The organism is Mycobacterium sp. 852002-51163_SCH5372311, assembly GCF_001667115.1.
Lineage (GTDB): Bacteria > Actinomycetota > Actinomycetes > Mycobacteriales > Mycobacteriaceae > Mycobacterium.
Map to the genome: position 1 here is coordinate 1 of NZ_LZIJ01000031.1, position 13,315 is coordinate 13,315.

Sequence of the window (13,315 nt, forward strand, 5' to 3'; positions counted from 1 at the left end):
GTCCGCACCCGGTTGATGATCCGGTATTCAGTTGCGTGTGGAATGTACGCCGGTGCGTACATCCCACGGCCCAGCCGTCGTACCCGATGCCTGCCGATTTCCCAACGCAACGCGTCTGACACCGCCTTCGAAGGCCTGCCGCGGACGCAAAAGCCGTACCGGTCAAGCGCATCGATTAGTTCGACGATGGTCGCAGGCCCATTCTGCGACAGATACATCGTCAGCACGTAGCGCAGCTCGATTCCTTGAAGTTGCATGCGCGAATCGTTGCACGCCGGTACGACATTGGCTGGCTGAGCGTATGGCGTATCGCGTTCAGTGTGAAACTATGGCGTCCAGTGTGAAACCTGGGCGCTCATACGGCGAAAACCCCGCCCTCACGTCACACCGAAAGCCGTAGATTCACAACCGAATGCCGAAGACCGTCCGCCGTCAGCACCAACTGCGGACCACAGCGCAGTTGTCGCGCTGAGGTGGACAAACAGTTGTGTGCCCCTCTTCCAGATACGCGTGTGACAGATGTGACTCAGCCCGTAATCGAGAGCGCGATCCCGTCCAAAATGTCGTGTTCGCTCACCGTCAACTCGTCGATACCCGCCCGCTCATGCAGCTCACGCGCCAGCTCCTGCACCACGATCGCTCCCCCGCCGATCACGTCAGCCCGGCCCTCGTGCATCGGCGGCAGCGCGGCCCGCCGAGACCGCGTCATGCCAATCAGCCCGTCGCAGACAGCCAGCAGATCACCCATGGCGACCCGCGAAAGGTGAATGGCCGCAGCATCATACACACTCATATTGTGGGCCAGCGCCGACAATGTGGTCATCGTTCCGGCGAGCCCGACCCAGGTCCGGGCTCCTTCGACCGGCACCGCCCCCAGCGCGATTTCGAGCCGTTCCCGCACCATCCCGCGTGCCGCCTCGACTTCCTCCGGTGCCGGCGGGTCCGAGTGCAAACACCGCTCAGTAAGCCGCACACATCCGATGTCGGCCGAATAGCTTGCCACGACTTCGGATTCGCCGAGCACGATCTCGGTCGACCCCCCACCCAAGTCGACGACGACGAAAGGCGCACCGCCACTGTCCAATTCGTCGATCGCCCCGTGGAACGACAACGACGCTTCCTCATCGCCACTGATCACTTCGGCAACCGCGCCAGGGATCACCGCACCCAGCACGTCGGCGGTCATGGCGAAGAACTCGTCACGATTGCCCACGTCTCGCGCGGCCGACGTGGCGACCATCCGCACCTTTTCGACGCGGTGCGCCTTGAGCAGCGCCGCGTAGTCGGTCAGCGCCGCCCGGGTTCGGGCCAGCGCTTCCGGCGCAAACTGGCCCGTCGCGTCGACTCCCTGCCCTAGTCGCACGATTCGCGTCTCGCGATGCACGTCGCGCAAGCCTGCCAACCCGGCCTCCACATCGGCGATCAGCAAGCGAATTGAGTTGGTGCCGCAGTCAATTGCGGCAACCCGGCTCACGGCCAACGCAGCACCTCCGCCGTCCCCGGCTCGCCGGACAATAGTGAGAGCGCCTCGTCACCGAGCGGATTCATCCCCGGTCCCTTGGCCAGCGAATGCGCGATCAGCACGTGCAGGCACTTGACGCGGTCGGGCATGCCACCGGCGGAGTAGGTGGTGCCCAACGACTCGATCGCGTCCCGCTCGGCCAGATACGACTCGTGTGCACGCCGATATGCGGCGGCCAGTTCGGGGTCCTGATGCAGGCGCTCGGTCATCTCACGCATCAGTCCGGTGGTCTCCAGCCGGCTCGCGGCCGCGGTGAGCACTGGATGCGTCAGGTAGTACAACGTCGGAAATGGCGTGCCGTCAGGAAGTTTCGGAGCGGTCTTCACCACGCCGGGCTGACCGTCGGCGCAACGGTAGGAGATCTCGAGCACGCCGCGAGGCTCGCGACCGAGCTGACGCGCAACCGCCTCCAGGTCGGCGCGATCAACCACCGGGCGACGTGGGCTTGGGCAGTCCCGGTGGCCCAGGCTCTGTGGAGGGGGCCGGCGGACCGACGGTGGGTGGCAAGTGTGGCGCGTCGGCGATGGTATGCCACAGCGAGGTGTACCAGGGGTTGTTGCTGGCCGGCTTCGGTGTGTCAGGGCCCGGCTGCGGGGACACCGTCGCCGTCGCGGGTAGTTGCACCTGGAACGGGATATCCCCGGGCTTCACGAAACCGAGACGCTCGCGGGCCTGCGCCGCGATGTAGGCCGGGTCGGCGAGCTTGTCCTTGCGCTGCTGGAGCTCCCCGATCTGCTGGCGCAGTGCAGCTTCGGTCGCGGCCAACTGATTCATCTCCGTTTGCTGCTGAAAGTACGTGCGTACCGGGCCGGCGATGGTCAGCGTCAGCACGCACACGACGATGGCCAGGATCGCGGCCCGCCGCGCGGTGAAACCCAGCCGCTGCTCGGACCGCTGTTCCACCGATTCGGTAATCGACTGCTTGATGGGTTCGATGACCTGCTCGCGCAGGCTTCGCGTCGCGCCGGCGTGCGGAGCCTGGGCGGCTTTGGCGGGCTTGGCAGAGCGACGGGCCCGAGCCGAGTCACCGGCTTTCCCCGGACGCGAGGCCGGAGAGCGACGTTTCCCGTTGGCTGCCAAGCTAATTCAACCTATTTCGGGTCCAGGGCGAATCGCGGGAAGGCGAGATCACCGGCGTAGCGCGCGGCGTCACCGAGTGCCTCTTCGATCCGCAACAACTGGTTGTACTTTGCGACGCGCTCGCTGCGGGCCGGCGCACCGGTCTTGATCTGCCCGCTGCCGACCGCCACTGACAGGTCGGCGATCGTGGTGTCCTCCGTCTCGCCGCTGCGGTGACTCATCATCGTGCGATACCCGCTGTGGTGTGCCAAGGCGACCGCGTCCAGCGTCTCGGTCAAGGTGCCGATCTGATTCACCTTGACCAGCAATGCGTTAGCCACACCCTTTTCGATGCCGTCTTCGAGGCGTTCGGGATTGGTGACGAAGATGTCGTCGCCGACAATCTGCACCCGGTCGCCGATCGCCGCCGTCAGAGCGGCCCAGCCGTCCCAATCATCTTCGGAGAGTGGATCTTCGATGGACACCAATGGGTACTGGCCGAGCAGGCCGCCGTAGAACTCGGCCATCTGCTCGGCGGTGCGGGTCGCGCCCTCGAATTTGTAGCCGGTGCCTTCAGTGAAGAACTCGGTAGCCGCGGCGTCCAGGGCCAGCCCCACGTCGGTTCCCAGCTTGAAGCCGGCCGACTCGATGGCCCGGCCGATCAAATCCAAAGCAGCGGTGGTGCCCGCGACATCCGGCGCGAAGCCACCTTCGTCGCCCAGCCCGGTGGACAGCCCCTCCTTCTTGAGGACCGACTTGAGGGAGTGGTACACCTCGGCACCCCAGCGCAGCGCCTCCGCGAAGCTGGGCGCACCGATCGGGGCCACCATGAACTCCTGAATGTCGACGGCCGTGTCGGCATGGGCACCGCCGTTGAGGATGTTCATCATCGGCACCGGCAGAATGTGCGCGTTGGGGCCGCCGATGTAGCGGAACAGCGGCAGCTCGGCGGAATCCGCGGCAGCCTTGGCGACGGCCAGGGAGACCCCCAGAATCGCGTTGCCGCCCAACCGTGACTTGTCCGGGGTGCCGTCCAGGTCCACCAGCGCCTGGTCGACGAGGCGCTGGTCGTCGGCGTTGAGTCCGATGACCGCCGGGGCGATCTCATCGAGCACGGCCTGCACGGCTTTCTTCACGCCCTTGCCGCCGTAGCGATCGCCTCCGTCGCGCAATTCGACTGCCTCGTGCTCGCCGGTCGACGCACCGGACGGCACCGCTGCGCGGGCGAATGTTCCGTCGATCAGAGCGACCTCGACCTCGACCGTCGGGTTGCCACGGGAATCGAGGATCTCGCGGGCACCGACCTGCTCGATAATCGGCACTGGGTTCTCCTTTGCGCTCTCTGAAAGGTCCCGGCAGCCTTTAGCGTAAGGCCTGGGTCAGCGCCCTATCCTTCTACAGCGGGTGACCCGCCGCGTAGGCGGTCGCCCAGTCCCGCACCGCCCGCGCGTAAACGCCCGAGTTGTTGTATGCCCGCAGCGCGGTTATCCATCCTCGCGGTGTCGCGAGATCCTTTCCGCGCCAACACAAATAACCTGCGGCCGAGAGCGCGGCATCGTCGATGTTGTCCGCGCTGACCGCGCCGTCGTTGTTGGCATCGACGCCGTACAACCGCCAGGTCTCCGGAATGAACTGCATCGGACCCATCGCCCGCACCACCCCGCTGCCGTCCGATGGACCACTGTCGTCGACGATGCGCAGCGTGCCGCCGGTTCCGTCGAGGTGAACACCCCGGATCGGCGGAGTCACATCCCCGTTGGGAGCCACCGTCGCACCCCGGTAGGTGCCATGATGACTCTCTACTTGCCCAATACCGGCCAGCGTGGTCCACGCGATATGGCACTTGGGATTCTCGACTTCGGCGACCCGGGCGGCGTAGGCGTAGGCCTCGAGCGCGATCACCGGTATTTCCAGTGCCGGAGCGCGCTTCTCCGCCCAATCACGCAACTGATCCGCGGGCCGGCCACGGGCATAGGTATCCACCGGCGGCACTGGGTCACCCGACGGCGGCGGCACCCCGTCGGGGATGAAAAGGCTGAGCTGCCAGGTACAACTTGACGCCAAAAGCATGGCGGTCGCACCGATAACGGCGACCGCCCGCAACCAACGTCTCGGCGACACAGTGCTTACTTTGGCTTCCACGACTCCGCGTGCATTTCCTCTTATTTCCGGCTAGCCCATCAACATCGTCCCATGGGATCGCCGGCAACCCCGTTTCCACTGGCCGGGAAGGCCAACATTTCAGCGATTTTTCGATTAGCTGCAGATAATTCTGGCTAGCAAATCGGACCCGACGACTTCGACGCCCGGTAGTCATAGCAAACATTTAGCCGATCGCTGAAACGAAGTTGCGGGGAACCGGCCCGCCGCGACCATAAAACGTGCTACCGACGGCCTTTGCGCTTCTTCGAACCGCCGCTGGATGCCTTCGGCTTGTCGGCTTCGTCGCCTTCCTCGGCTTCGTCGGCTTCCTCGGTTTCGTCGGCTTCCTCGGTTTCGTCGGCTTCGTCGGCTTCGTCGGCTTCCGGCGCGACGACGGCCGGTGCAGCGGGCGGCCAGTAGGCGCGCCACTCGTCCTCGGTGACCGCGCCCAGCGGAGCCACATCGAACTCCTCGGCAACGTCGTCGCCACGACGTGCGGCGGCGATTGACCTCTCGACGCGGCGAACCGTGTCGGCGAACTCCAAAACGGCTGTGCGCAGCGAGTTTTCCGCATCGACATGGGTCGACAGCGAGATGGAGGTGATCTCGTCGGGGATCAGATCGGCAGGCAACCCGGCGTTGCCGACTCGCTCAATCACCTTTTGCGCCAACGCCAGCGCCGGCTGGCCGGTATGCACGTCGTCCATCACCGACTGCCGTGGCCTTTCGGCGGCCTTGCGCTCTTCCCACTGAGCCAACTGGGCTTCGAGCGAAATAGGTTTTCCGGCAAGCACTTCCGGCACCCGATTGCCGAGCTTCCGGATCAGGGCTGCGGCGACGTCGTCGATGGTGAAGGGCAGCTGCGGCGCATCCTCGGCGATACGCGCATGAAAGAGAACCTGCAGCAACACATCGCCCAGCTCCTCGCGCAGCTGATCCGCGTTGCCGCTGCGGACCGCGTCCAACAGCTCGTAGGTCTCTTCCAGCAGGTACCTGCGCAACGAGTCATGAGTCTGCTCACTTTCCCACGGCCCGGCGACGCGAAGCTTGTCCATCATCGCGACGGCGTCGACAAGCCGTTCGCCGCGCGGGGTCGCCGGCGCCGCAATCAGCCGGGCGCCGGCGGCCAGTCGCGCGGTGACGGCGGGGTGATTGGCATCGGACGACAACAACACCGGCGCTGGGGCTTCCGGATCTCCGGAGTGCACCGGGCGCGCGGCGGGCAGCGACCAGGGCACCGCGACGGGCATCTCCTCGGTGTACTGCACTTCGCCGCTGAGGAATTCGATGGCTTCGACGGGCACCAGCGACGGGCGGCGTGGGTCGCACAACACGACGATCATTTGCGCCGCTCCTCCCCGTCCTTTTCGTCGCTGCGCGCCATATCGTCGCCGGCGCGGATTATCACGCTTGGCGCTCCTCACTCGAAGTCGCTGCAGGGCCCGTTATACCAATTTCCTGCTGCGGTTTGCCCTCAAGGGCAGTTACCAAGTCGGCGACCATCTGGACCAATTCGACATCGCGGATGCGAGGCGCACCGACACCGCCGGCCCGCGGGATCGGGACCTGAACCGTCGACGTGGTGGCGCGGTAGCTCGCTGCCGGATGGATGCGCTTCAGCCGAACCTGGGCGGAATCCGGCAAAAGCATCGGCGACAACCGCACCGTCGCCGCCGACGGCGCCGAAACCTCGGTGATGCCGGCAGCACGGCACAGCAGCCGTAGCCGCGCCACCGCCACCAGTCGTCGAGCCGGTTCGGGCAGCGGCCCGTAGCGGTCGGTGAGCTCGTCTACGACGGCAGCGACGGCAGCGTCGTCACCTGCTGAGGCAAGGCGCCGGTAGCCCTCCAGTCGCAGCCGGTCGCTGGCGATGTAATCCGGCGGCAGGTGCGCATCGACCTGCCGGTCGATGCGCACGTCCTTGGGCTCCTCGGCCGTCGTCACCGTCTTGCCCTCGGCGGCCGCGCGGTAGGCCTCGACGGCCTCACCCACCAGCCGCACGTACAGATCGAACCCGACCCCCGCCACGTGCCCGGACTGTTCGACGCCGAGTACGTTTCCCGCGCCGCGGATTTCGAGGTCTTTCAAAGCGACCGCCATACCCGCGCCCAGCTCGTTGTTCTGCGCGATGGTCGCCAGCCGGTCGTAGGCCGTTTCGGTCAACGGGGCGTGCGGCGGGTAGAGGAAGTAGGCGTACCCGCGTTCGCGACTGCGCCCGACCCGGCCGCGCAGCTGATGCAGCTGGGACAGCCCGAACGTGTCGGCCCGCTCGACGATCAGCGTGTTGGCGTTGGAGATGTCCAGGCCGGTCTCCACGATCGTGGTGCACACCAGGATGTCGTATTCCCGGTTCCAGAACCCCTGCACGGTGCGTTCTAACAGCTCCTCCGGCATTTGGCCGTGCGCGACGACCACCCGCGCCTCAGGCACCAAATCGCGCACCCGGGCGGCGGTCTGGTCGATCGAGCTGACCCGGTTGTGCACGTAGAAAGCCTGCCCGTCCCGCAGCAGCTCGCGACGCAACGCGGCCGCGACCTGCTTGTCGTCGTGCGGGCCGACATACGTCAGCACCGGGTAGCGGTCCTCGGGCGGCGTCAGGATCGTCGACATCTCCCGGATGCCGGCCAGACTCATCTCCAAGGTGCGCGGGATCGGCGTGGCGCTCATGGTCAGCACGTCGACGTGGGTGCGCAACGACTTGATGTGCTCCTTGTGCTCGACGCCGAAACGCTGCTCCTCGTCCACCACGACCAGGCCCAGATCCTTCCAGCGGACCGCCGTCTGCAGCAGCCGATGGGTACCGATCACGACGTCCACCGATCCGTCGGCCATGCCGTCTAGCACCGCACGGGACTCCGTCGCATCGGTGAACCGGGACAGACCCTTGACGACCACCGGGAAGCCGGCCATCCGCTCGCGGAACGTCTCCAAGTGCTGATCGGCCAACAGCGTCGTGGGTACCAGCACGGCGACCTGCTTGCCGTCCTGGACCGCCTTGAACGCCGCCCGCACCGCGATCTCGGTCTTGCCGTAGCCGACGTCGCCGCAGATCACCCGGTCCATCGGCACCGGCTTCTCCATGTCGGCCTTGACCTCGGTGATGGCAGTGAGCTGGTCGATGGTCTCGGTGAAACCGAAGGCGTCCTCCATCTCGGCCTGCCACGGCGTGTCCGGGCCGAACGCGTGTCCGGGGCTGGCTTGCCGCTTGGCGTACAACGAGACCAGCTCGCCGGCGATCTCGCGGACCGCGGAGCGCGCCTTGGTCTTGGTGTTGGCCCAGTCGCTCCCGCCGAGCCGGCTCAGCGCCGGCGCCTGCCCGCCGACATAGCGGGACAGCTGATCCAGCGAATCCATCGGGACATAAAGCCGGTCGGCCTGGTGGCCGCGCTTGCTCGACGCGTACTCGAGCACCAGATATTCCCGACGCGCTCCGCTGACCGTGCGCTCGACCATCTCCACGAACCGCCCTATGCCGTGCTGGTCGTGCACCACCAGGTCGCCGGCCGTGAGCGCAAGCGGGTCGACGGTGTTGCGGCGCTTGGCCGCCAGTCGCTTGCCGTCGACATTCGTGGCCCGGCTGCCGGTCAGGTCGGTTTCGGTGATGATCACCAGGTTGGCGGTCGGTATCACCAGGCCGTCGTGCAGCGGGCCCTTGAGCACCCCGACTATCCCTTGTTTTGGCGAGGCGCCGCAGTCCAGCATGGCGGCGGGGGTGTCGGATTCGGCCAGCCGTTCCACGACCCGGTGTGCCGTCCCGGTCCCGGGCGCGACCACCGCGGCGTAGCCACCGGTCGAGACGTGCGCGCGCAGCATCGCGAAGATCGCATCGATGTCGTGCTGATGTCCGCGGGCGGACGGCGCCGTCCGGACGTCCAGCTCCATTGCCGACTCGGCGGAGAGCTGGCTCAAGGTCCACCACGGATGACCCGAACCGGCCGCGGCTGCGCGCAGCTCGTCCAGCTCGGCGAACCCGGATCCGCCCAGCTGACCGACGTCCAGCGGCGCTTTATCGTCTCGAGAGCCCATCGCCGCGACCGACCACGACGCCTCCAGGAACTCGCGGCCGGTCTTGATCAGGTCGGCTGCGCGGGTGCGCACCTTCTCCGGGTCGCACACCAGCACCGGTGTGGCGTCGGGTAGCTGATCGGTCAGCAGTGCATGGGCCCCGTCTTCCGCGGGCTGGAGCACCGAGAGGAGGGCTTCCATGCCGTCGACCGGGATGCCCTCGGCGAGCTTGGTCAGCATGTCGGTGAGCGTGCCGGTGATCGCGCCCTCGTCGGCGGGGTGCCGTTCGGCCAGCGCGGCGGCGCGGGCCCGGACATCGTCGGTCAGCAGCAGTTCCCGGCAGGCGACGGCGACGAGGGTTTCGACCGCGATCTCGGGGATGGAGCGCTGGTCCGCGACCGAGAACATCCGCATTTCGCTGACCTCGTCGCCCCAGAACTCGACGCGGACCGGGTGTTCGGCGGTCGGGGGGAACACGTCGAGGATCCCGCCGCGGACCGCGAACTCGCCGCGCCGGCCCACCATGTCGACCCGGGTGTAGGCCAGGTCGACCAGCCGGGCGATCACGTCTTCGAACTCGATCTCCTCACCGACGGACAAGCTGACCGGTTCGACCAGGCCCAGTTGCGGGGTCATCGGCTGCAGCAGCGAGCGCACCGGCGTGACCACCACACGCAGGGGCGGGCCCAGCCGGGCGTCATCGGGGTGGGCCAGCCGCCGCAGCACCAACAACCGGGTGCCGACGGTGTCGACGCCGGGCGATAGCCGTTCGTGCGGCAGCGTCTCCCAGGACGGGAACACCGCCACCGCCTCGCTGAACACGCCGCGCAGTTCGGCGTTCAGGTCGTCGGCTTCCCGGCCGGTCGCGGTCACTACCAGCAACGGGCCTTGCCGAGCCAGTGCGCAGGCCACGAACAGGCGTGCGCTGGCCGGTCCGACCAGCGTCAATTCGTCGGGTCGATCGGAGGCGCGCGCGATCAGCTGCTGGAATGTCGGCGCTGTCAACGCCAATTCGACGAGCCCCGCGATCGGGGTATCTGGGCTGCCAGGCCCCGGTGCGGTCATGATGCATCCCATTCTAGGGGCGGCAAAAATCGTCAATATTGGGCCGGGCGGCGTCAAGGAAGCGTAAGGAAATCGGCTTGAAGGCTCGCTCGGGCGCACGTTGAATGCATGACATTGCTGGACATGCTGCCTTCCATCGGCAAGGCCGCTCCGCGGCGGTTCGATCCGGCGATCTGGCCGACGACTACCTCTTCCGACGAAGACTTCCGGTATCGCGCGCGCCGCTATCGCAAAAGCCTGCGGGACGTAGAGGTGGTCTATGCCGGCAAGTCGCTGCTGACAACCGCGGTGGCGCGCTGGGCGCACGAGGAGGGGCTCGGTATCGATGTCTGCTCGCCTGGTGAACTGGCTGTCGCCCTGGCCGGCGGTGTGGATCCGGCCCGCATCATCATGCATGGCAACGCAAAGTCGCCCGAGGATTTGCCCGACGCGGTGGCCGTCGGGGTCGGGCGCATTGTCGTCGACTCGGACATCGAGATCGCCTACCTCGCCAGCCTGGCAAAGCGGCGCCAGCGGGTGCTCGTGCGGGTGACGCCCGATGTCGACATCCAAGGAAACCGCGCGGTCACCACCGGGATCAGCGCCCAGAAGTTCGGGTTCACGTTGGACGGCGACCGGGCCGCCGAGGCGGTCGAACACGTACTTGCGCACCCCACCCTCGACTTGATCGGGCTGCATTGCCACATCGGCTCGCAGGTCACCGATCCGGCACTGTACGGCGAAACGATTCACCGGATGATCGCCGCGATGGCCGACATCCGCGCCAGGCACGGCGTCATCCTGACCGAACTGAACATCGGTCTCGGTGGCGATCGCGAGCGCGGCGACGCCGGGCGAAGCGGGTCGCCACCAATCGGTCTCGGTGGCGATCGCGAGCGCGGCGACGCCGGGCGAAGCGGGTCGCCACCAATCGGTCTCGGTGGCGATTGCGAGCGCGGCGGAGCGGAGCTCAGCCTCGATCAGCTGGCCGCGGTAATCGAGGACGCCCTCGACGAGGGCTGCGCCGCCGAGCACTTCCCCCGTCCGGCCGTCGTGGTCGAACCCGGCCTATCAGCTACTCGTCCTGCAGCTGCGGATCGGCTTCGAGGTGCGTCAGGCCGTTCCACATCAGGTTGACCAGGTGCGCGGCGACAACTTCTTTTTTGGGCTCCCGTGTGTCGAGCCACCATTGCGCCGTCATAGACACCGAGCCGACTAGTGCCTGGGCATACAGCGGGGCCAGGTCGGGGTCGAGCCCGCGGCGGGCGAAGTCGCCGGCCAGGATGGAGCTGACCTGGCTGACGGCATCGTTGAGCAGGCTGGAGTAGGTGCCCGAGCTGATCGAGGCCGGCGAGTCGCGGATCATGATGCGGAAGCCGTCGGTGCGCTCCTCGACATAGGTGAGCAGTGCCAGCGCGACCCGCTCGACGCGAACCCGGGAGCGGTTGTTGGTCAGCGACGAAGTGATGCCGTCCAGCAGCGCCGACATCTCCCGGTCGACGACCACCGCATACAGGCCCTCTTTGCCGCCGAAGTGCTCGTAGACGACGGGTTTGGACACGTTGGCCCGCTGCGCGATCTCCTCGATCGAGGTCCCGTCATAGCCCCGTTCGGCGAACAAGGAGCGCGCGATGCCGATTAGCTGGAGGCGGCGTTCGTTGCCCGTCATCCGTGCGCGGGGGGCCCGCACTTCCTTGCCCGGTGCTGCCACGTCAACAAGGGTATCGGTTTGTGCGCTGCGCATTCGCCCGTTCACTGACCGCGTTGAGTCTGCGCCTACGGCGAGCCCCACTCGACATTCCACGCCATAGCCGCAGGCTCAACGCCGACATTTCACACTCGACTAAAGTCTTGGGGGCGCGGGCCGCCCGCCGTTGTTAAGCAATCCGTCGTGGTGTAATCGGCAGCACCTCTGATTTTGGTTCAGATAGTTCAGGTTCGAGTCCTGGCGACGGAGCCACATATCGACCAGTTCTTTGCCGCGAGCGGGCATGGAATGCCACGCTTAACGGCGTGTCGGCGTACAACCGCGCACGCTCGCGACCGAAGGAGACTTGATGACCTTTCGTGGTGACACCGCGGTCGTCGTCCTGGCGGCCGGGCCCGGCACACGCATGCGATCGGACACCCCGAAGGTGCTGCACACCCTGGGCGGACGCAGCATGCTGTCGCATTCGCTGCACACCATGACGAAGCTGGCACCCCAGCATCTGGTGGTGGTGCTCGGCCATGACCACCAACGGATTTCCCCTCTGGTCGCGGAGCTGGCCGATACCCTCGGACGCAGCATCGAGGTCGCGCTGCAGGATCAGCCGCTGGGCACCGGGCATGCCGTCCTGTGCGGCCTGTCGGCGCTGCCCGCTGACTATGCCGGAATCGTCGTCGTCGTCGCGGGCGACACCCCGCTGCTGGACGCCGATACGCTGGCCGATCTGATCGCCACCCACGGTGCGACCCACCCCGAAGGCAAAGCTGCCGTCACGGTGCTGACCACGACGCTGGACGATCCACACGGCTACGGCCGCATCCTGCGCACTCAGGACGACGAGGTCATGGCGATCGTCGAGCAAACCGACGCCACGGCATCGCAACGCGGCATCCGCGAGGTGAACACCGGGGTCTACGCCTTCGACATCGGCGCGCTGCGCTCCGCGCTGAGCCGACTGAGCTCCGACAACGCCCAGCAGGAGCTTTATCTGACCGACGTCATCGCCATCCTGCGCCGCGACGGGCAGACCGTCAGCGCCCGGCACATCGACGACAGCGCACTGGTAGCCGGCGTCAACAACCGGGTTCAGCTGGCCGAGCTGGGCGCCGAGCTCAATCGCCGGATCGTGGCCGCCCACCAACTGGCCGGGGTCACCGTCGTCGATCCCGCCACCACCTGGATCGACGTCGACGTGACGATCGGCCGCGACACGACCATCTACCCCGGAACTCAGCTGCTCGGCCGCACCCGGATCGGTGGTGGCTGCGTCGTCGGGCCGGACACCACCCTGACCGACGTCAGCGTCGGTGACCGCGCAACAGTCTGCCGGACCCACGGAAGCGAGTCGTCTATCGGCGACGGCGCGACCGTCGGGCCGTTCACCTACCTGCGGCCCGGGACCGTATTGGGGGCCGACGGGAAGCTCGGCGCGTTCGTCGAGACCAAGAACTCCACCATCGGCGCCGGCACCAAGGTGCCGCATTTGACCTATGTCGGGGACGCCGACATCGGCGAGCACAGCAATATCGGCGCGTCCAGCGTGTTCGTCAACTACGACGGCACCACCAAGCGGCGGACTACCATCGGCTCGCACGTGCGCACCGGCTCGGACACCATGTTCGTGGCGCCGGTGACCGTCGGCGACGGCGCCTACACCGGGGCCGGCACGGTGGTCCGCGAGGACGTCCCGCCGGGAGCGCTGGCGGTGTCGGCGGGCCCGCAACGCAACATCGAGAACTGGGTCCAGCGCAAGCGCCCGGGGACTGCGGCCGCAGAAGCGGCCGAGGCCGCTAGGCGCGCTGCTCAGGCGGCCGAATCCGAACAGAAACCGTGAG

10 protein-coding genes, 1 tRNA gene and 1 pseudogene are annotated in these 13,315 nt (G+C 66.9%); 3 read left to right on the forward strand and 9 right to left on the reverse strand.

The features are described 5' to 3' along the window. The 8 genes from A5791_RS04305 to mfd form a co-directional block, all read right to left on the reverse strand. The coding region (locus tag A5791_RS04305; RefSeq protein ID WP_067231809.1) for a hypothetical protein at positions 1-257 on the reverse strand (257 nt) is incomplete at its 3' end. Positions 258-526: 269 nt separating this feature from the next. After that, the gene (locus A5791_RS04310) at positions 527-1,480 is read right to left on the reverse strand and encodes a Ppx/GppA phosphatase family protein (protein ID WP_156660992.1); all 954 of its coding nucleotides are present in this window, start codon (positions 1,478-1,480) and stop codon (positions 527-529) included. Further along, positions 1,471-1,953 (reverse strand): DUF501 domain-containing protein, encoded by a 483-nt coding sequence (locus A5791_RS04315; RefSeq protein ID WP_067231675.1) that lies wholly within the window; start codon positions 1,951-1,953, stop codon positions 1,471-1,473. The genes A5791_RS04310 and A5791_RS04315 overlap by 10 nt, the downstream gene beginning before the upstream one ends. Continuing rightward, complete coding sequence (locus A5791_RS04320; protein ID WP_067231679.1) at positions 1,946-2,608, reverse strand: septum formation initiator family protein; 663 nt, start codon at positions 2,606-2,608, stop codon at positions 1,946-1,948. Before A5791_RS04320 ends, A5791_RS04315 begins: the two co-directional genes overlap by 8 nt. 5 nt (positions 2,609-2,613) lie before the next feature. Further along, positions 2,614-3,903, reverse strand: coding sequence for a phosphopyruvate hydratase (gene eno / locus A5791_RS04325; protein ID WP_067231683.1), 1,290 nt, complete (start codon positions 3,901-3,903; stop codon positions 2,614-2,616). 73 nt (positions 3,904-3,976) lie between these two features. Then, entirely contained in the window at positions 3,977-4,702 is a 726-nt protein-coding gene (locus A5791_RS04330) for a lytic transglycosylase domain-containing protein (protein ID WP_067231686.1), read from the reverse strand. Between the two features lie 263 nt (positions 4,703-4,965). Further along, entirely contained in the window at positions 4,966-6,066 is a 1,101-nt protein-coding gene (locus A5791_RS04335; RefSeq protein WP_067231689.1) for a nucleoside triphosphate pyrophosphohydrolase, read from the reverse strand. Between the two features lie 61 nt (positions 6,067-6,127). Then, positions 6,128-9,793, reverse strand: a complete 3,666-nt coding sequence (gene mfd / locus A5791_RS04340; protein WP_197504594.1) for a transcription-repair coupling factor — start codon at positions 9,791-9,793, stop codon at positions 6,128-6,130. Positions 9,794-9,901: 108 nt separating this feature from the next. On the opposite strand from mfd, the pseudogene A5791_RS04345 reads away from it, so the two are divergent. Then, positions 9,902-10,906 (forward strand): annotated as a pseudogene (locus tag A5791_RS04345) (hypothetical protein); the annotation flags it as partial. Here the strand turns inward: A5791_RS04345 and A5791_RS04350 are convergent. Then, the gene (locus A5791_RS04350; protein WP_156660997.1) at positions 10,848-11,441 is read right to left on the reverse strand and encodes a TetR/AcrR family transcriptional regulator; all 594 of its coding nucleotides are present in this window, start codon (positions 11,439-11,441) and stop codon (positions 10,848-10,850) included. The pseudogene A5791_RS04345 and the gene A5791_RS04350 overlap by 59 nt on opposite strands. Positions 11,442-11,657: 216 nt before the next feature. On the opposite strand from A5791_RS04350, the gene A5791_RS04355 reads away from it, so the two are divergent. Then, a tRNA-Gln gene (locus A5791_RS04355) sits at positions 11,658-11,732 on the forward strand. 97 nt (positions 11,733-11,829) lie between these two features. Continuing rightward, positions 11,830-13,314 (forward strand): bifunctional UDP-N-acetylglucosamine diphosphorylase/glucosamine-1-phosphate N-acetyltransferase GlmU, encoded by a 1,485-nt coding sequence (glmU, locus tag A5791_RS04360; protein ID WP_067231816.1) that lies wholly within the window; start codon positions 11,830-11,832, stop codon positions 13,312-13,314. Position 13,315: the final 1 nt, after the last annotated feature.